Origin of the sequence: Marinobacter sp. EhC06 (assembly GCF_001650915.1) — a bacterium.
Taxonomy (GTDB): domain Bacteria; phylum Pseudomonadota; class Gammaproteobacteria; order Pseudomonadales; family Oleiphilaceae; genus Marinobacter.
On sequence record NZ_LXYO01000001.1, the window covers coordinates 401264 to 418798 of the forward strand.

Annotated in this window: 13 protein-coding genes; 6 read left to right on the forward strand and 7 right to left on the reverse strand. The window is 58.0% G+C overall.

Translation table 11 applies throughout. From position 1 onward, the window contains the following. Positions 1–11: 11 nt before the first annotated feature. The 6 genes from A8B84_RS01810 to A8B84_RS01835 form a co-directional block, all read right to left on the reverse strand. Positions 12–3767: a YhdP family protein gene (locus A8B84_RS01810; RefSeq protein WP_064228683.1), complete on the reverse strand. Its 3756-nt coding sequence runs from the start codon at positions 3765–3767 to the stop codon at positions 12–14. 40 nt (positions 3768–3807) lie between these two features. Further along, complete coding sequence (gene rng, locus A8B84_RS01815) at positions 3808–5289, reverse strand: ribonuclease G (protein WP_064228682.1); 1482 nt, start codon at positions 5287–5289, stop codon at positions 3808–3810. Continuing rightward, entirely contained in the window at positions 5286–5891 is a 606-nt protein-coding gene (locus A8B84_RS01820) for a Maf family protein (protein ID WP_064228681.1), read from the reverse strand. The genes rng and A8B84_RS01820 overlap by 4 nt, the downstream gene beginning before the upstream one ends. A 2-nt stretch (positions 5892–5893) precedes the next feature. Then, positions 5894–6370, reverse strand: a complete 477-nt coding sequence (gene mreD / locus A8B84_RS01825) for a rod shape-determining protein MreD (protein ID WP_064228680.1) — start codon at positions 6368–6370, stop codon at positions 5894–5896. Further along, positions 6370–7203 carry a rod shape-determining protein MreC gene (mreC, locus tag A8B84_RS01830; RefSeq protein ID WP_230707466.1) on the reverse strand — a complete coding sequence of 278 codons (834 nt, stop codon included), beginning with the start codon at positions 7201–7203 and terminating at the stop codon, positions 6370–6372. Before mreC ends, mreD begins: the two co-directional genes overlap by 1 nt. Positions 7204–7295: 92 nt before the next feature. Then, positions 7296–8336 carry a rod shape-determining protein gene (locus tag A8B84_RS01835; protein ID WP_008170134.1) on the reverse strand — a complete coding sequence of 347 codons (1041 nt, stop codon included), beginning with the start codon at positions 8334–8336 and terminating at the stop codon, positions 7296–7298. A 374-nt stretch (positions 8337–8710) separates the two neighbouring features. Between A8B84_RS01835 and gatC the strand changes: the two genes are divergently transcribed. From gatC to gatB, 3 genes are read left to right on the forward strand one after another with little or no spacing between them, the layout of a single operon-like run. After that, complete coding sequence (gene gatC / locus A8B84_RS01840) at positions 8711–8998, forward strand: Asp-tRNA(Asn)/Glu-tRNA(Gln) amidotransferase subunit GatC (RefSeq protein WP_008170132.1); 288 nt, start codon at positions 8711–8713, stop codon at positions 8996–8998. An 11-nt stretch (positions 8999–9009) separates the two neighbouring features. Then, entirely contained in the window at positions 9010–10467 is a 1458-nt protein-coding gene (gene gatA, locus A8B84_RS01845; protein ID WP_064228678.1) for an Asp-tRNA(Asn)/Glu-tRNA(Gln) amidotransferase subunit GatA, read from the forward strand. Positions 10468–10488: 21 nt separating this feature from the next. Continuing rightward, entirely contained in the window at positions 10489–11940 is a 1452-nt protein-coding gene (gene gatB, locus A8B84_RS01850) for an Asp-tRNA(Asn)/Glu-tRNA(Gln) amidotransferase subunit GatB (protein WP_064228677.1), read from the forward strand. Between the two features lie 505 nt (positions 11941–12445). Here the strand turns inward: gatB and rimO are convergent. Further along, entirely contained in the window at positions 12446–13792 is a 1347-nt protein-coding gene (gene rimO / locus A8B84_RS01855; protein ID WP_064228676.1) for a 30S ribosomal protein S12 methylthiotransferase RimO, read from the reverse strand. A gap of 315 nt (positions 13793–14107) precedes the next feature. Here rimO and A8B84_RS01860 point away from each other — a divergent pair, with 315 nt between their 5' ends. The 3 genes from A8B84_RS01860 to cysN all read left to right on the forward strand — a co-directional run bounded on the left by A8B84_RS01860 (position 14108) and on the right by cysN (position 17247). Beyond that, positions 14108–14518: a PilZ domain-containing protein gene (locus A8B84_RS01860; RefSeq protein WP_064228994.1), complete on the forward strand. Its 411-nt coding sequence runs from the start codon at positions 14108–14110 to the stop codon at positions 14516–14518. A 160-nt stretch (positions 14519–14678) separates the two neighbouring features. Further along, the gene (gene cysD / locus A8B84_RS01865) at positions 14679–15587 is read left to right on the forward strand and encodes a sulfate adenylyltransferase subunit CysD (RefSeq protein ID WP_014577758.1); all 909 of its coding nucleotides are present in this window, start codon (positions 14679–14681) and stop codon (positions 15585–15587) included. A 1-nt stretch (position 15588) separates the two neighbouring features. Then, positions 15589–17247: a sulfate adenylyltransferase subunit CysN gene (gene cysN / locus A8B84_RS01870; protein WP_064228675.1), complete on the forward strand. Its 1659-nt coding sequence runs from the start codon at positions 15589–15591 to the stop codon at positions 17245–17247. The last annotated feature ends 288 nt before the right edge of the window (positions 17248–17535 follow it).

The following is a 17535-nucleotide window of genomic DNA, read 5'->3' on the forward strand; positions in this document are numbered from 1 at the left end:
GATCAGAAAAATCACTCTCCGGTATCAAATACCCGCTGCAGATCCACTTCAGGCTCATCCCATGTACCAGTCACACTGTACGTTGCGCTGGTCAGCTTGCTCAGAGGATCGCCCAGAATCTTGTCCAGCACAAACAGGGCGCCGCCAATCGGCGCTCCGGCCCCCATAAGCAAAGCGGCCAGGGGCAAGTTCTGGGTCAGAGGTAACACTACCACAAGCCGCATATCCAGCTCCTCGCTGGCCATGTTGGTTGTGCCGCTAAGTTTGAAGGCTCCCGAAGGGCCGACAATCTGCAACTCCGGATCCATGGTCAGCAATCCATTAATGATCTGCGCCTTGCCCGAGATCGCATCAAAGGCCACCCCCCGTTCATAAAGATCGGAGAAGTCGAGCTTCAGTCGGCGCCAGAGGGTGTCGGAGTTCAGCAGATTGAAAACCCGGAACAATTGGGCCGTGTTGTTTCGCTCAAGGATCACGCCCTCATCCAGCCTAAGGCTTACAGAGCCACTGAGTTCCGGGATGGAAAACTCATCCGGGCGGCCGGGCCAGTCCAGATCCAGCTCGATATTGGTACCCTCGTTGGTGACCGGCATTTCTGCATTCAACAATTCATTCAGATCCGCCAGGGCGCCGCCGGTGATTGAACCCTTGAACCGGCTGGTTTCACGGTCTCCGACTATGCTCCAGGTCATATCTCCCAGCAGTGTCAGGGAATTGAGGCGACCCTCAATGTCGTTCACTTTCAGCCGGAAGGGTTCGGGACGAAGCCCGAAAGCCCATTGACCGAGGGATTCCTCGTTCAGCTGAAGTTCAGCGATCGACACATCAATATCCGGCCAGCTACCCATGTCCAGCGCCCGGAAGGCTTCCAATTGCTCTTCCAGCGTCAGTAGTTCGGGCGAATCATCACTGGGTGTCTCGCTGCGAACGAGCCGTAGCACCTGAAAATCGGCCTTCACCATATCGCCGTTCTGCGGGATTACCAGCCGGCCTTCGGCGCGTTGCGAACGGGTGTTAACCACCCATCGGTCATCAAGATCGAGCGCATTGATATCGATGTCGGTCAGCGCCTGGTTACCGAGATAAAGGCGACCCAGGCGCAGATCGAATCCGGTTTCTTTCCACAACAGATCGAACGTGGCCCGGTTTTCCCAATCACCGGTAATGCCGAGACCGCCAGAAGCCGATGGATTGATGGTTGCCCGCAGCGGCGCTGCCTGACTCGCCGCTTTTGACAGAGGTTCCGGCCAGTCCACCGACAGGCCCTCCAGACTGGAGCGCACCCGAATGCCGGATGTTGACTGGGCCCCCACATCCAGTTCGGCGATATAGGTAACCTTGCCCTGCAGGCCAAATCCGGAGTCGGTGGACAACCCTGCTTTGGCGAACACGCCGGGTACCGGGAGCGAGCCGGACTGGCGGATGCTGAGTGCATTGCCGGCGCGGGCCTTGCTGAAGTCTATGGATACCGGCTCACCGAAAAACTCCGCCGTCAGGGGACCACCCGAGAATCCGTCTTCACTGTGATAGGCCAGCTCACCACGAACCGATTGCCAGGCCAGCCCCGCAGCCGGATAGGTTACGGAGCCCTCCTCAACGGCAATGTTGGCCTCAACCACAGGCGGCTGTTCCGAGCCCAGCGGTAGATCAATGCCCAGATCCAGCTGATACTCACCACCATATTGCAGCTTCTGGGCCTCTGTCCCTGCCATATCACCCAACGGGCTGTTTGCCATCCAGTAACCAACTGACTCCCCGGGCACCAGTGCCGAGGTGTCCACTCTTATCCGGGTGCCTTGATCGGAGGGAATCACGCGAACCGTTCCGGGATCGAGATCCAGGCCCCCGGTCTGGCCGGCTTTAAGACGGACCAGGGTGTTCCCATTGTGAACCCTGACATTGCCCCGGGCACCAGTGACTTCCGGCCATGCGTCATCATAGCGGACGGATGCCTGATCAAATTCATAGATCATGGAGGTGACAAAAGCCCCCTTCGGCGCATCCGAGCCTATCTGGCCGTGGCCAAAGAAGGTCCCCGAAGTGATATCTGCTTCGAGAATGGCCGTGGTAAGCCAATCATATAGCCCGGGGTCGACGGCTTTGACCGGAACAAAATCCGCCAGCATTCCGGCGTTGCCGTTTTTTACTGAAACCCTGAGGCCAAGGTTATCCTCGCCCTCGCGGTCCATTCTCAGGTCAAAAGCACCGTCGAGCTCTGTGGCTTCGCCATAGCGCATCCGAACGCCGTCTGAAAACACGCGGGTAATGGGGCCATCCAGTTGCCATGCCACCTGGCCGTCCAGTTTCGGAAATGACCACGCGCCAGCGAAAAGCTCCGGGAATTCGAGTGAGGCAGGCGACTCTCCGGCTGCAACGCGAACATATCCCTTTTGTCGGTCGAGAAAGATGTCTCCGTTGACCGAGGCGACGCCCGGTGCACCGCCGTGGGCCCGGATGCTGACCTCGCGCAAACGTCCCGAGAGTTCAAAGTCCTCTGGGGCGCCCTCGGGAAAGAATATTTTCAATTGATCCAGGAAGCCGGCAGGCCGATAGTTGCGCAAAGCCCTGTGAGCACGCTCCGGCAATATCGGGAGCCTGGCCGCCAGGCGGCGGGTGGGCGCGAGCGGCAGGGCGTCGGCAATGACGGACATACCCCCTTCAGAGGGTGCCAGGCGGAGACTGAAGGGAGAAACCACGTCCCCGTCCCAGGTCCATTGGAGCTGCTTCAGATGCCACTCCCCGAGGGCTAAGGCGCCGGACTCAACCACTGTCTCATCGGTCATCACCGTATCGTGGCGACGCCAGCCAAATCTTGCCTGGATGTCTTCCAGGGGCGCCAGGGATTCATACCCGACACCCAGTTGCAGGTAGGGTGTTTGAACCGTTCCGGTCACCTGTTGCAGAAGGCCATTGCGGAACGTCAGCCAGGCCTCACCGCCAAGATCAAACCCCTCCACCCGGAGCGTCCGCCACTGGTACTCGTCGATGAGTCCATCAAACAGCCGGCCGGAATCCACATCAAGGTACAGCTGACCGGTAAAGTCGCCCCTGAAAAAGTGTCGACCTACGAGGGCAAAGCTGGCCAGCTGCTGGGTGGTTCCCGACTGCATGGCGCGGCCCGAGGCATGGAACAAGCCACGGCGGTAATCCAGGTCCAGTTGGGGAATATCCAGGTGGCGTAGATTCCCCTGATTGTCCCGGATGCCCAGATTGACGCGGGTAATCTTCACGTAGGGGTCAGACAGCCAGTTGCCGGCAAGCTCCAGCCACTCCTGCAACTGATTGCTCACCGGTTCCGGTATTTCTGCCCCTCTGACAGCGACATCGCCACCCCGCTCCTGATTGACGGTCAGCTCCAGACCGTCTGCCTGAAAATCCTCAAAGACGATTCTCAGACGGGTCAACGAGGCGAGGGCATCAAAGCGGATATTCAGATGCTGGAGGTTGGCAACGACAACGCCGGTGTCAGGATGGCTGATCTGAATATCGTGGGCTGTGAATGCAGGATCCAGCCAGTACCACTGGGAGGAAAGGCGTCCGATACTGACATCATGGCCCAGCCGATCTGACAGCTCCCGAGCCAGGTCATCGCGAAAGCTGTCCACATTCTGTGTCAGCTGGCGACCGAGCCCGGCGTATAGGGCCAGGAGCACCAGGAGCGCCAAAAGCATCCACCAGATCAGGCTGGCCAGCCGCGCTAATAGCCGAACCGGAGGGCTCTCAGGCAAGTTCTCCGGAAGCGGCGGTTCGTGATCAGCAGAGGACATCCGGGCCCCTTAATCCAGTAACCGGCGCAGTTTCCCGGGCTCAGAGCAGAACAACATCGTACTGCTCCTGGCTGTAGAACGGCTCCACCTGGAAGCGAATGGTCTTGCTGATGAAGGTTTCAAGATCGGCGACGTTGTCGGATTCTTCATCCAGCAGGCGATCCACCACACTCTGGGAGGCCATGACCAGATAGCTTTCGGCATCGTAGGCGCGATTGACCCGGAGAATTTCCCGGAAGACTTCGTAGCACACGGTTTCCGTGGTTTTCAGGAAACCGCGTCCGTCGCAGATCGGGCAGGGTTCGCAAAGCACCTGGCCAAGGCTCTCGGTGGTACGCTTGCGGGTCATTTCCACCAGGCCCAGCTCAGAAACTCCGGTGATCTTGGTCTTGGCGTGATCCCGCTCCAGCATTTTCTCCAGCATCCGGTGCACCTGACGCTGATGCTCCGGATCTTCCATGTCGATAAAATCGATGATGATTATGCCACCCAGGTTTCGCAGACGCAGCTGACGGCTGATGGCCCTGGCGGCCTCCAGATTGGTCTTGAAGATGGTCTCTTCCAGGTTCCTGTGCCCCACAAACGCGCCGGTATTGATATCGATGGTGGTCATGGCCTCGGTCTGGTCGATGATCACATAACCACCGGACTTGAGCTGAACCTTTCGGCTCAGGGCTTTCTGGATTTCATCTTCCACCGAGTACAAGTCAAAGATGGGCCGCTCGCCCGGGTAGTACTCGACCTTGTCGGCAAATTCCGTAACGAACTCTTCGACAAATTCCATCACCCTCTGATGACTCTCGCGACTGTCGATGCGTACCTTTTCAGTCTGCGGCCGGATCAGGTCCCGGATTGTGCGGATGAACAGAGGCAGGTCCTGGTAGACCACGGCAGGTGCCTGAACCCGGGAAATCCGCTCATGGATGGACTGGCTTAACCGGTGCAGGTAAGCCATGTCGCCGATCAGATCTTCCGGAGGGGCTGCTTCTGCGGCCGTCCGGATAATATAACCACCCTGAACGTCTTCATCTTCCGCTGCTGCCTCTTCAACCAGGGTTTTCAGGCGCGCCCGCTCCGCGTCGTCCTCAATCCGTTGGGAAATACCGACGTGGCTGACACCGGGCATGAAAACCAGATACCGGGACGGGATTGAAAGCTGGGTGGTCAAGCGGGCGCCCTTGGTGCCGATCGGGTCCTTGGTAACCTGAACCACCAGGGACTGCCCCTCTCGAAGTAAACTGCGGATATCGGGTACGGTTTTGGGGGTGTCGGCAGGCTCATCGCCATTGGACTGACTCGGAACCACATCGGAGGCATGGATAAATGCAGCCCGTTCCAGACCAATATCGACGAACGCCGCTTCCATGCCCGGCAAAACACGCACTACTTTGCCCTTGTAGATGTTCCCGACAATGCCTTTCCTGCTGGTACGCTCTATGTAGGCTTCCTGCAGCATGCCGTTTTCTACGAGGGCCACCCGCGTTTCCACCGGGGTGACGTTGATAAGAATCTCTTCACTCATAATGTTTGGCTCTCCAGACTGCGCGGCCAGTTTTTCCAGACCGGGTAACCGGCACCAGCCAGCAATGCGGCGGTTTCCTGCAGCGGCAGACCAACCACGGCACTGTAGCTACCCCGGAGCTCATTAACAAAAATACCACCAAGGCCCTGAATTCCATAACTTCCGGCCTTGTCCATGGGTTCGCCGCTGGCCACGTAAGCTTCGATCTCTGCAGTAGAAAGCTGCCTGAAACATACCTCGGTAATGACCAGAACCGACTGGCACTGCCCTTCAGTGGCCAGAGCCACGGCAGTCATTACCTGGTGGGTGGCACCGGAGAGGCGGACCAGCGTTTCCCGGGCATCGGCCGGGTCTGTCGGCTTACCGAGTATTTTGCCTTCGAGCACCACGGAGGTATCTGACCCCAGAACCAGGCATTCCGGCGAAGACCCGGCCACAGCCAGCGCCTTCTCCCGGGCTAATCGTTCCACATACTGTTCCGGGGTTTCATCGGGCTCTGGTGTTTCGTCGATGTCCGCCGGACGAACCGAAAAACTCAGGCCGATTTGCTGCAACAGCTCCGCCCGGCGCGGCGAAGCCGAGGCGAGAATGATTGATGGCATGGCTAACCCAGTTTGCGGTTAATGTTGTCCAGCAAAATACAGAATACCGGCCACACCAGCGCGCTGGTCAGGGCCGGCCAGAGATAGCTGAAACCGGCATCGTCGGCACCCAGCAGCTGCTTCACGAAATGCACCAGCATCTGATTGATGCCCAGCAACAGGAACACCATCAGGCACTGCTGGGGCATCGGATACATACGCAACCGTTGATGAATGGTGAGTACCAGAAAGGCGATCAGCGCCATGGCCATGGCATTCACGCCAAGGGGTGTGGCTTCCAGCACATCGAGGAGCAGGCCCAGGCACCACGCCAGCAGGATGCCAAACTGGGCCGGAGCCCTGAATGTCCAGTAGAAAACAACGAGCCCCAGCCACTCCGGGCGGAATTCGAACCACCCCACCGGGAACAGGGAAATGCTGAACACCAGGGCAACAACCACGGAGAGCACGAAAACCGGGTAGCTGATTACCGATAACATCAGTCCTGCCCTCCCACGGTGTTTTCTTCGCCAGCATTGGCAGCAGACTCGCCCTCATCGGTCTCGGCCTCTGCCAAAGAGGCGTTCTCAGGAGGAAAAACCACCAGCACCAGACGGCTCTGGTTCAGCTGCGCCTTGGGAGTGGCTTCGATAGACACAAAGGGTTCGCCCGGCTCCTTGGAAATGCGGCTGACTTCGGCGACCGGATAGCCCCTCGGAAACCGGCCACCAAGGCCGGAGCTGACCAGCAGATCGCCTTCACGGATATCGGCCGTATCCGGCACATGAACGAGATCCAGGGTATCGGTATCGCCGGTGCCCAGCAGGATTGCCCGCAAACCGTTGCGCACTACCTCCACCGGCACTGCGTGGCTGCTGTCGGAGACCAGCAGCACGCGAGAGGTGATCTGGCTGCTCTGCACCACCTGCCCCATCAGACCATGGGCATCAAGAATGGCCTGACCTGGCGACAAGCCGTCGCTGCGACCCTTGTTGATGATAATTTCATGGGAAAAAGGATCCGGGGAGACACCGACTACCTCACCCACAATAACCCGGTCATCGAGCACTTCGGAGGAGTTCATCAGGCGGCGAAGTTCGTTGTTTTCAGACGCAAGAGCCGCGTATTTCAGGGCACGACGTTCGAGAATCAGCAAACGGGCCCGGAGATCTTCGTTCTCTTCCTGAAGATCCTGTTTGTTTTCAAACAGTCCGGCAACCCAGTCAGTGAACTCGTAGGGTGCATTGCCCAGCCAGTACACTGGCGCCAGGCCGGTTGCGATGGTACTTCGCACGGTTGAGAGCTTGTCGAAACGCGCATCGGCAACCACCAGGGCTGCCGATACGAGTAGAACAATGAGGAGTCTGAAGCCGGGAACAGGCCCCTGGACGAAGATGGTTTTAATGGCGAGCCCTCCCCACAGGATTATCCCTCCTGGGAGAACATTCCGATGCCACCCCGATCAATCACTTCCAGCGCCTTGCCGCCACCACGGGCAACACAGGTCAGCGGGTCTTCAGCGATGATCACCGGCAGCCCGGTTTCTTCGCTGATCAGCTTGTCCAGCCCGCGCAGCAGTGCGCCGCCACCGGTCAGAACGATACCGCGCTCAGCAATATCGGACGCCAGTTCGGGCGGAGACTGCTCAAGAGCGCTTTTGACGGTCTGAACGATCTGCGCCAGGGATTCCTGCAGCGCGTCGAGAATTTCTTCGCTGTTGAGGGTGAATGCCCGGGGGACACCCTCGGCCAGGTTGCGGCCACGAACATCGATCTCGCGAATCTCGAGGCCTTCGTAAGCGCAGCCGATTTCGTGCTTGATTCGCTCGGCGGTGGAGTCACCGATCAGGCTGCCGTAGTTGCGGCGCACGTAGGTAACAATGGCTTCGTCGAACTTATCGCCGCCAACCCGCACGGATTCTGCGTAAACGATGCCGTTCAGGGAGATAATGGCGATTTCGGTAGTACCACCACCAATGTCGACGATCATGGAGCCGCTGGCTTCTTCGACCGGCAGGCCGGCACCGATGGCGGCGGCCATGGGCTCTTCGATCAGGAAGACTTCCCGGGCGCCGGCACCAAGTGCGGACTCTCGAATGGCCTTGCGCTCTACCTGGGTGGACTTGCTGGGTACACACACCAGCACCCTCGGGCTCGGGGTAATGAAGCTGTTCTCATGCACCTTATGGATAAAGTGCTGGAGCATTTTTTCGGTTACCACAAAATCTGCAATCACGCCGTCTTTCATGGGGCGGATGGCGGTGATGTTGCCCGGTGTACGGCCGAGCATGCGCTTGGCTTCGGCGCCGACAGCGGCAACCATTTTCTGGGAGTTGTTGGTGCGAATGGCCACTACCGAGGGCTCGTTCAGCACGATTCCGCGCTCACGCACGTAGATCAGGGTGTTGGCGGTGCCCAGGTCGATGGACAGATCGCTGGAGAAGATGCCTCGGAGTCTTTTTATCAACATTCGTGTAGTTTCAACCTGAGAGTTGCAGTCGCAAAGAAAAGATGCGGCAACTTTAGCAGTGAGCACCCCTGCAGGCAAGGCGCTAACGGGCCTCACGCCTTACGGTTCACACATTTACCTTATGGGCTGGGGCCTCCCGCCATTGTTCGAATCTGTTACCATACTCGCTTTGGTTTTCCGGCCTTGGTGAAGGGCCATTCGGGGAATCCTTTTCAAAACACGCTGCGAGCACATCCATGTGGGCTTGTTTCGGGCCATCCATGGCGCTCTACAGTTTTGAAAAGGATTCCCCGAACGGCCCCACAGCTCAAGAATGGCCCGCTTTTTCAAAAGATTTATTACCGACATTTCATTTATCTGGGAGGCAATGCGTGACCATTTCCCGTGAGGACATTGAGAAAGTCGCTGTGCTCGCCCGCATTCGTGTGGATGACGAGCAGGTTTCGGCTCTGGAGAAGGATCTGGGCAATATCCTGGATCTGGTGGATCAGTTGGGTGCTGCCGACACCGATTCGGTTGAGCCCATGGCCCATCCGCTGAATGCGGTCCAGCGCCTGCGCGCTGACGAGGTAACCGAGACCAATCAGCGGGAGGCGTTCCAGGCGATTGCGCCGGCTACCGAGAACGGGCTTTATCTGGTTCCCCGAGTGATTGAGTGAAAGGACAAGTCATGCATAACAAATCCGTAGCAGAGCTTTCCCGGGAGCTGGAGAGCGGCCAGGTTTCCAGCGTGGAGCTGACCCAGGAGTTCCTCGACCGCATCAAGCGGGAAGATTCGAAGTACAACAGCTTTATTACCGTGACCGAAGAGCAGGCCCTGGCAGATGCCCGGGTCGCGGACGAGCAGCGGGCGGCGGGGAATGCGACGCCCTGGACGGGGGTTCCGTTCGCGCACAAGGACATTTTCTGTACCAACGGCGTTCGTACCACTTGCGGTTCGAAGATGTTGGAGAACTTTGTTCCGCCCTACGATGCCACCGTTACGGCGAATTTCCGCCAGGCGGGTGCGGTGTGCCTGGGCAAGACCAACATGGACGAATTCGCCATGGGGTCGTCCAACGAGAACAGTTTTTTTGGCGCAGTGACCAACCCCTGGGGATTGAATGAGGGCAACAAGCGAGTGCCGGGCGGTTCGTCTGGCGGGTCGGCTGCGGCGGTTGCTGCTCGACTGGTCCCGGCGGCTACCGCCACGGATACCGGCGGATCGATCCGTCAGCCAGCGGCACTGTGTGGTGTTACCGGGCTGAAGCCGACTTATGGCCGGGTGTCCCGTTACGGGATGATTGCCTTTGCGTCCAGTCTGGATCAGGGCGGCACTATTGCCCGGAGCGCAGAGGATAATGCGCTGATGCTGAATGTAATGGCAGGTTTTGATCCGAAGGACTCAACGTCGATTGATCGCGAGGTGCCGGATTACACGGCCACATTGAACGAGCCGCTGAAGGGCCTGAAGATCGGCCTGCCGAAGGAGTACTTCAGCGACCAGCTCAGCCCGGCGATGGAGCAGCAGGTTCGCAACGCGGTAGCCGAATACGAGAAGCTGGGCGCCACCGTTAAGGAGGTGTCGCTGCCCAACGCGAAGCTGGCGATTGCGGCCTATTACGTGATTGCTCCGGCAGAAGCCTCCGCCAACCTGTCACGATTTGACGGTGTGCGTTATGGCTACCGTTGCGAGGATCCCAAGGATCTGATGGATCTGTACACCCGCTCCCGGGCGGAGGGTTTTGGCGCCGAGGTGAAACGTCGGATTCTGGTGGGCACCTATGCTCTCTCTGCGGGCTATTTTGATGCCTATTACCTCAAGGCCCAGAAGGTTCGCCGGCTGATCCAGCAGGATTTCATCAATGCCTTCAAGGAAGTGGACGTGCTGATGAGCCCGACCACGCCCTCGCCTGCCTTCATCCAGGGTGAGAAGACCAGCGATCCTGTGACCATGTACCTGGAAGACGTATTCACCATCGCCATCAACCTGGCGGGCGTTCCGGCCATGTCGGTACCGGCTGGTTTCGTGGACGGTCTGCCGGTGGGTTTGCAGATCATCGGGGATTACTTCTCCGAAGCACGTTTGCTGAACGCCGCCCATCAATTCCAGCAGGTGACCGACTGGCACCAGCGTGAACCACAATAAGCCCGGGACAGGAGAACGACTATGCAGTGGGACATTGTGATCGGGCTGGAAATTCACGTTCAGCTCGCCACCAAGACCAAGATTTTTTCCGGCTCCAGCACCGCTTACGGCGCCGAGCCCAACACCCAGGCCAATGCCGTTGACCTGGCCATGCCCGGCACCCTGCCGGTGCCCAACGAGCAGGCGTTCCGCTATGCGGTGATGTTTGGCCTGGCAGTGAACGCCGAGATCGAGCGTCGTTCGGTATTCGAGCGAAAGAACTACTTCTACCCGGACCTGCCCAAGGGCTACCAGACCACCCAGTTGGAGCGTCCGATTGTCGGTCCCGGCTACGTGGACATTGATCTGCCGAACGGTGAGACCAAGCGTGTTCGGATTCACCATGCCCACCTGGAAGAAGATGCCGGTAAGTCCCTGCATGAGGATTTCCACGGCATGACCGGCGTCGACCTGAACCGTGCCGGCACACCACTGATCGAAGTGGTCACTGAACCGGATATGAACAATGCGGAAGAAGCCGTCGCCTTCGCGAAGAAGCTGCACAGCATCGTGACGTCCCTGGGCATCTGCGACGGCGACATGTCCCAGGGCTCCATGCGTTTCGACGTGAATATTTCGTTGAAACCGAAGGGGTCCGACACTCTGGGCACACGTACCGAAACCAAGAACCTGAACTCGTTCCGGTTCATGGAGCAGGCTATCGCCCACGAGGTCGAGCGGCAAATGGACGTTCTGGAAGACGGCGGCAGCATAGTGCAGGAAACCCGCCTGTATAACGGCGACCGTGACGAATCCCGCTCCATGCGCACCAAGGAAGAAGCCAACGACTACCGCTACTTCCCCTGCCCGGACCTGCTGCCGGTGGAGATCGACGATTCCTTTATTGAGGAAGCTCGCAACAGCCTTCCGGAACTGCCGGACGCTCGCAAAGCCCGCTTTATGGAGCAGTACGGTCTGAATGACTACGACGCCGGCCTGCTAAGCGGCGACTCGAAACTGGCCACTTTCTTTGAGGAAGCTGCCAGCCAGGGCAAAGACGCAAAACTGGTCGCCAACTGGATCCAGGGCGATTTCTCTGCGCGCCTGAATGCGGAAGAGAAATCGGTTGCCGACTCGCCCATCAGCGGCGCTCAGCTGGGCGATCTGGTGGTACGGATTGCCGACAACACGATCTCATCCGCCGGCGCCAAGAAAGTCTTCGAGGCGCTATGGTCCGGTGAGAACGACAGCGTTGACGCCATCATCGATGCCAAAGGTCTGAAGCAGGTGTCTGACACCGGAGCTTTGGAAGCCATGGTGGATGAGGTCCTGGCGGGCATGCCGGATCAGGTAGCCCAGTACCAGAACGAGGAAGATCCCAAGAAGCGCAAGAAGATGCTTGGTGGCTTTATGGGGCCTCTGATGAAGGCCTCGAAGGGTCAAGGGAACCCGAAGCTGTTCAATGAGATTCTTGTTCGCAAGCTTGGGGGGTGACCCCTTTGGCTTGGGTCGTGGTTTCTAGCTTCGGCCCTAGCCTGTTTGGTTCGGGGGGCAGCCCTGGCAGGTCACTTCTCCCGAAAACCGCTACGAGCACATCCATGTGCGCTTGGCTGTGGCCATCCATGGCCACAGACATTTTCGGGAGAAGTGACCTGCCACGGCGTGATACCCCGCAGGAAACGCCGGCAAGAACACACCGTAGGTCGGATTAGCGAAGCGTAATCCGACATCTTTGAACGGCCGACTCCTTTGTCGGATTACGGCTACGCCTAATCCGACCTACTGGTCTGACGCTTTGTTGAATTGGGCTGCGCTCAGTGGACAAGCTTGCTGCCTATCCCCGATAGTTCTGAGGCCTTGGCGGGGTGTGCCTCCCAAAAATGTCGGCGGCCAAGGATGGCCGACGCCAAGCGCACATGGATGTGCTCGTAGCGGTTTTTGGGAGGCACACCCCGCCGAGGCCCACCCCCACATTCAGAAGGCTAGGCGCCCAAGCCGATCAAACAAGCCGAGCCCAAAGATCATGCTCATCAGCATGCTCAACAACCGCCTGAACGATTTCGCCAGGAACAAGGTCGGTCTCATCGTTGAGGTAAACCATGCCGTCGATTTCTGGCGCATCGGCCTTTGAGCGACCAATGGCGCCCTCCTCGTCGACCTCATCAATCAGCACATCGATCGTCTGACCAATTTTGGCCTGTAGGCGGGCTGCTGAAATCTCTGCCTGTTTTTCCATGAAACGGGCCAGGCGCTCTTCTTTGACTTCTTCCGGAACCGCACCCTCCAGTTCGTTGGCTTTGGCGCCTTCGACCGGGCTGTATTTGAACGCGCCAACACGATCCAGTTGAGCCTCGTCGAGCCAGTCCAGCAGGTACTGGAAGTCTTCCTCGGTTTCACCAGGGAAGCCGACGATAAAGGTGGAGCGGATGGTGAGCTCGGGGCAGATTTCCCGCCACTTGCGGATGCGTTCCAGGGTTTTGCTGTCGTGGGCCGGGCGTTTCATGGCCTTGAGCACTTTCGGGCTGGCGTGCTGGAACGGGATGTCCAGGTACGGAAGGATCTTGCCTTCGGCCATCAGGGGAATGATTTCATCCACGTGGGGATACGGGTAAACGTAGTGCAGGCGCACCCACACGCCCATTTCACCGAGGGCTTCGCAGAGGGACTGCATTTTGGTCTTTAGCGGACGCCCTTGCCAGAAGCCGGTGCGGTACTTGGTGTCAACGCCGTAGGCCGAGGTGTCCTGGGAAATCACCAACAGCTCTTTCACACCGGCGTCCACCAGGCGCTGAGCCTCATCCATCACATCGCCTATGGGCCGGCTGACCAGGTCACCGCGCATGGAGGGGATGATGCAGAAGGTGCAGCGGTGGTTGCAGCCCTCGGAGATTTTAAGGTACGCATAATGCCTCGGGGTCAGTTTGATCCCCTGGGGCGGAACCAGATCGGTAAAGGGGTCGTGTTGTTTCTTCTGGGGAACAAACTGATGAACCGCGCCGACCACCTCTTCGTAGGCGTGGGGGCCGGAAACGGCCAATACACCGGGGTGAGTGTCGCGAATCTTGTCGGCTTCCACACCCATACACCCGGTGACAATCACCTTGCCGTTTTCGCTGATGGCCTCGCCGATGGCGTCCAGGGATTCCTGCTTGGCGGCATCGATAAAGCCGCAGGTGTTCACGACAACGATATCAGCGTCGTCGTAAGTGGGGACAACATCGTAACCGTCCAGCCTCAGTTGAGTGAGGATGCGTTCGGAGTCTACGAGAGCCTTGGGGCAGCCGAGGCTGATGAAACCGACTTTGCCGTTACCGGAAGCGACGGGGTTCTGGGTGTTATCTGTCATAAAAGGTTTGGAATTCCCGGAGCTCTGCGCGAGCCCACAAATGAATGAAGGGCGGTATTTTACACCAGCTACGGGACCGGCTGCAGCAAAAGTCCGACCAGCAAATCCATAGGAATAATCTGACAGACGTCAAAATTTGTGACGTCTTGTTCAGAAAGATTTAACAAATCTGCCACTATAGACGGCAGGCTTCTTGCTGATCACAAAGTAAACAACTACACTTTCATGCGCTTATCAAGATTTTAAGTGTTTTTCTGGAAGGGATTTATGGGAAAGGCAGCCTCATTTGCAACCAGACACGCCAGAAGAGTCAACATGAAACCTGTCGCCGCTAAACTGAATTTGCGCAACCAACAGCGGGTGGACGTAGCCACCGACATTACTATTGAGAAACCGGACGGCTGCTGCCTGACTTGTTCGTTGTCCAATCTCTCCCGCACCGGCGTGATGATTTCCTGTAACCAGGAAACAGTGAAGCAGCTCATCCCCGAGCAAAAGGCGCCGGCTCCCGGCAACTGGATTGCCGTGAAGACGCGGTTCGCCGTACCGGTGGTTGCCACACAGCCAGTCTCTATCATTGCCGATGGCAATATTGTCCACATGCGACGTATCGCACGGGATGAATTTCAGCTCGGCATCCAGTTCGCAGAGTTTGAAGGCAACGGCTTCGATTACGTCGACCGCTACGTCGCCAAGTTGTTGGCCGACTCCCGCAATCCGGCCTGAGCTTCCAGCCACGGTTCCCTTAAGCCCAGAGCCCGCCACTGCTATATTGTTATAACGCCAATGTCTAGTTGGCCGTCTTCTTATGCCCTTACCCCCTCTGGTATAGTTGCCGTATTCATTCGCATAGCCAAAACGGCCCGCACGGCGGCAACGGATTATCATGACCACATACAACCTCACGCACCTGAAACAGCTGGAAGCGGAAAGCATCCACATCATCCGGGAAGTGGCAGCCGAGTTCGACAATCCGGTAATGCTGTACTCCATCGGCAAGGATTCCGCGGTAATGCTCCATCTGGCCCTGAAGGCCTTCTACCCGGGCAAACCACCCTTCCCGTTGATGCACATTGATACCACCTGGAAATTCCGGGACATGATCAAGTTCCGGGACAACGTCGCTGAGAAGTTTGGCCTCGACCTGATCGTGCACACCAACCAGGAAGGCGTGGACCAAGGAATCGGGCCGTTTACTCACGGTAGCGCGAAGCATACTGATGTCATGAAAACCCAGGCCCTGAAACAGGCGCTGGACAAGTACAAGTTCGACGCAGCCTTCGGCGGTGCCCGCCGGGACGAGGAAAAATCCCGGGCCAAGGAACGCGTGTATTCGTTCCGGGATGAATACCATCGCTGGGACCCCAAGAACCAGCGGCCGGAGCTGTGGAACATCTACAACGGCAAGATCAACAAGGGCGAGAGTATCCGGGTATTTCCGCTGTCCAACTGGACGGAACTGGATATCTGGCAATACATCTACCTTGAGAACATCGACATCGTTCCGCTCTACTATGCCGCCGAACGCCCGGTCGTTGAGCGCGATGGCACCCTGATCATGGTGGACGACGACCGCATGCCATTGAAGGAAGGCGAGAAACCGATGATGAAATCGGTCCGCTTCCGAACACTGGGCTGCTACCCGCTGACGGGCGCCATCGAATCCGAAGCCAACACGCTTCCGGACATTATCCAGGAGATGTTGCTGGCCAAGAGCTCCGAGCGCCAGGGTCGGGTAATTGACCACGATTCAGCCGGCTCCATGGAACAGAAAAAGCGGGAAGGGTATTTCTAAGATGTCACACCAGTCTGATCTGATTGCAGAAGATATTCAGGCCTACCTGAAACAGCACGAGAACAAGGAGCTCCTGCGCCTGCTCACCTGTGGCAGCGTGGACGACGGCAAGAGCACCTTGATCGGCCGCCTGCTCCATGACACCAAGATGATCTACGAAGATCATATGGCCAGCCTGAAAACCGACAGTGCCAAGATGGGCACCACCGGCGAGAAACTTGATCTCGCCCTTCTGGTGGACGGCCTGCAGGCCGAGCGGGAACAGGGCATCACAATCGATGTGGCCTACCGGTACTTCTCCACCGACAAGCGCAAGTTCATCATTGCCGACACCCCGGGCCACGAACAGTACACCCGTAACATGGCCACCGGCGCCTCCACGGCGCAGGTTGCGATCCTGATGATCGATGCCCGCCACGGCGTGCTGACCCAGACCCGGCGCCATTCCTACATCGCTTCCCTGCTTGGTATCCGCCATATTGTGGTGGCGGTGAACAAGATGGATCTGGTGGATTTCAGCGAAGAACGCTTCAACGAAATCAAAGACGATTACCTGGCGTTTGCCGCCAAGCTGGGCCTGAAGGATATCCGCTTCGTGCCGCTGTCTGCCCTTGAAGGCGACAACGTGGTAAACAAGAGCGAGAACACCCCCTGGTTCACCGGCCAGCCCCTGATGGAAATTCTGGAAACGGTAGAAGTAGGCCGGGACAAGAATCTGGAGCATTTCCGCTTCCCGGTTCAGTACGTTACCCGCCCGAACCTCAATTTCCGTGGGTTCTGCGGCACTATCGCCTCTGGCGTGATCCGCCCGGGCGAAAAGGTCATGGCCCTGCCCTCACGACGCACCAGCACGGTCAAGGAAGTTGTAACCTTCGATGGCAACCTCGAAGAGGCCTACATCGACCAGGCGGTTACGCTCACGTTGACCGACGAAATCGACATCAGCCGCGGCGATATGCTGGTAAAAGTCGAGGACGAGCCGGAAGTGGGCAACCGCTTCAACGCCAACATCGTCTGGATGACCGATGCACCCCTGGAAACCGGCCGTCTTTACGATATCAAGCTGGGACCAACCTTTACCTCCGGCACGGTGAAAAAGATTCACCACCAGACCGACGTAAACACCCTGGAACAGCAGGCCAACCCGAGCCAGCTCCAGCTGAACGAAATTGGTCTGTGTGAGCTGACGCTGAACCAGCCGATCGCCTTCGACGCCTACCAGCGAAACCATGCCACCGGCAGCTTCATCGTGATCGACCGGCTGTCCAACGTCACCATCGGCGCAGGGATGGTTGCGGGCCTGGCTGATTCCGGCGAATCCCTCGATCCGGTCTCGGTAGAAGAACGCGAACGCCGCCTGGCCCAGAAGCCGGCGATCATTGCCTGCAATGGCAAACAGGCGCCGGCACTGGCCCTCGCCGTTGAGCGTGCGCTGTTCGACCAGGGCAAAACGGCCGTGGTGGTCACCGAAGAAAACGCCGGCGATGCTGACGAACGCCGCCGCGTGGCCCAGCTTCTGACCTCCCATGGATTGGTTGCCATTGCCGTTAACCTCGGCACTGACGTAGCCAACGCGGGGGCAACTGCGGACAGCGAACAGGAGATTCCTGAGGCTGTGAACAAACTTGTTCAGGAGTTGATTCGCAGCAAGCGGGTCTAAGCTTTGAACTGACTGGAGATATCCCTACTTCGGTGGCTGGCGCCGGGGTGGGGGTATCTTTTTCTTTGTGAAAAGCAACTCGCTTCGCTCAGACATCTTTTCCCGGCAGAAAAAGATACCCCCACCCCGTCGCCGACATACCTTGGTGTTAATTCCCAAAACCAAAGCACGGTAAACCACCCGTTCTTTTTTGGCGGACCACTGAAAGGCCCGTGGACGTGGGGTAGGTTATTCTTTTTCTCTAGAAAAAAGATGTCTGAGCGAAGCGAGTTGTTTTTTCGTAAGAAA

What these genes read in the sequence shown, in the direction of transcription:
- cysD (WP_014577758.1), top strand. Translation starts at nt 14,679, where the DNA reads ATGACCACATACAACCTCACGCACCTGAAACAGCTGGAAGCGGAAAGC.
- cysN (WP_064228675.1), top strand. Translation starts at nt 15,589, where the DNA reads ATGTCACACCAGTCTGATCTGATTGCAGAAGATATTCAGGCCTACCTG.
- gatB (WP_064228677.1), top strand. Translation starts at nt 10,489, where the DNA reads ATGCAGTGGGACATTGTGATCGGGCTGGAAATTCACGTTCAGCTCGCC.
- gatA (WP_064228678.1), top strand. Translation starts at nt 9,010, where the DNA reads ATGCATAACAAATCCGTAGCAGAGCTTTCCCGGGAGCTGGAGAGCGGC.
- mreD (WP_064228680.1), bottom strand. Translation starts at nt 6,370, where the DNA reads ATGTTATCGGTAATCAGCTACCCGGTTTTCGTGCTCTCCGTGGTTGTT.
- rimO (WP_064228676.1), bottom strand. Translation starts at nt 13,792, where the DNA reads ATGACAGATAACACCCAGAACCCCGTCGCTTCCGGTAACGGCAAAGTC.
- A8B84_RS01820 (WP_064228681.1), bottom strand. Translation starts at nt 5,891, where the DNA reads ATGCCATCAATCATTCTCGCCTCGGCTTCGCCGCGCCGGGCGGAGCTG.
- A8B84_RS01810 (WP_064228683.1), bottom strand. Translation starts at nt 3,767, where the DNA reads ATGTCCTCTGCTGATCACGAACCGCCGCTTCCGGAGAACTTGCCTGAG.
- rng (WP_064228682.1), bottom strand. Translation starts at nt 5,289, where the DNA reads ATGAGTGAAGAGATTCTTATCAACGTCACCCCGGTGGAAACGCGGGTG.
- A8B84_RS01860 (WP_064228994.1), top strand. Translation starts at nt 14,108, where the DNA reads ATGAAACCTGTCGCCGCTAAACTGAATTTGCGCAACCAACAGCGGGTG.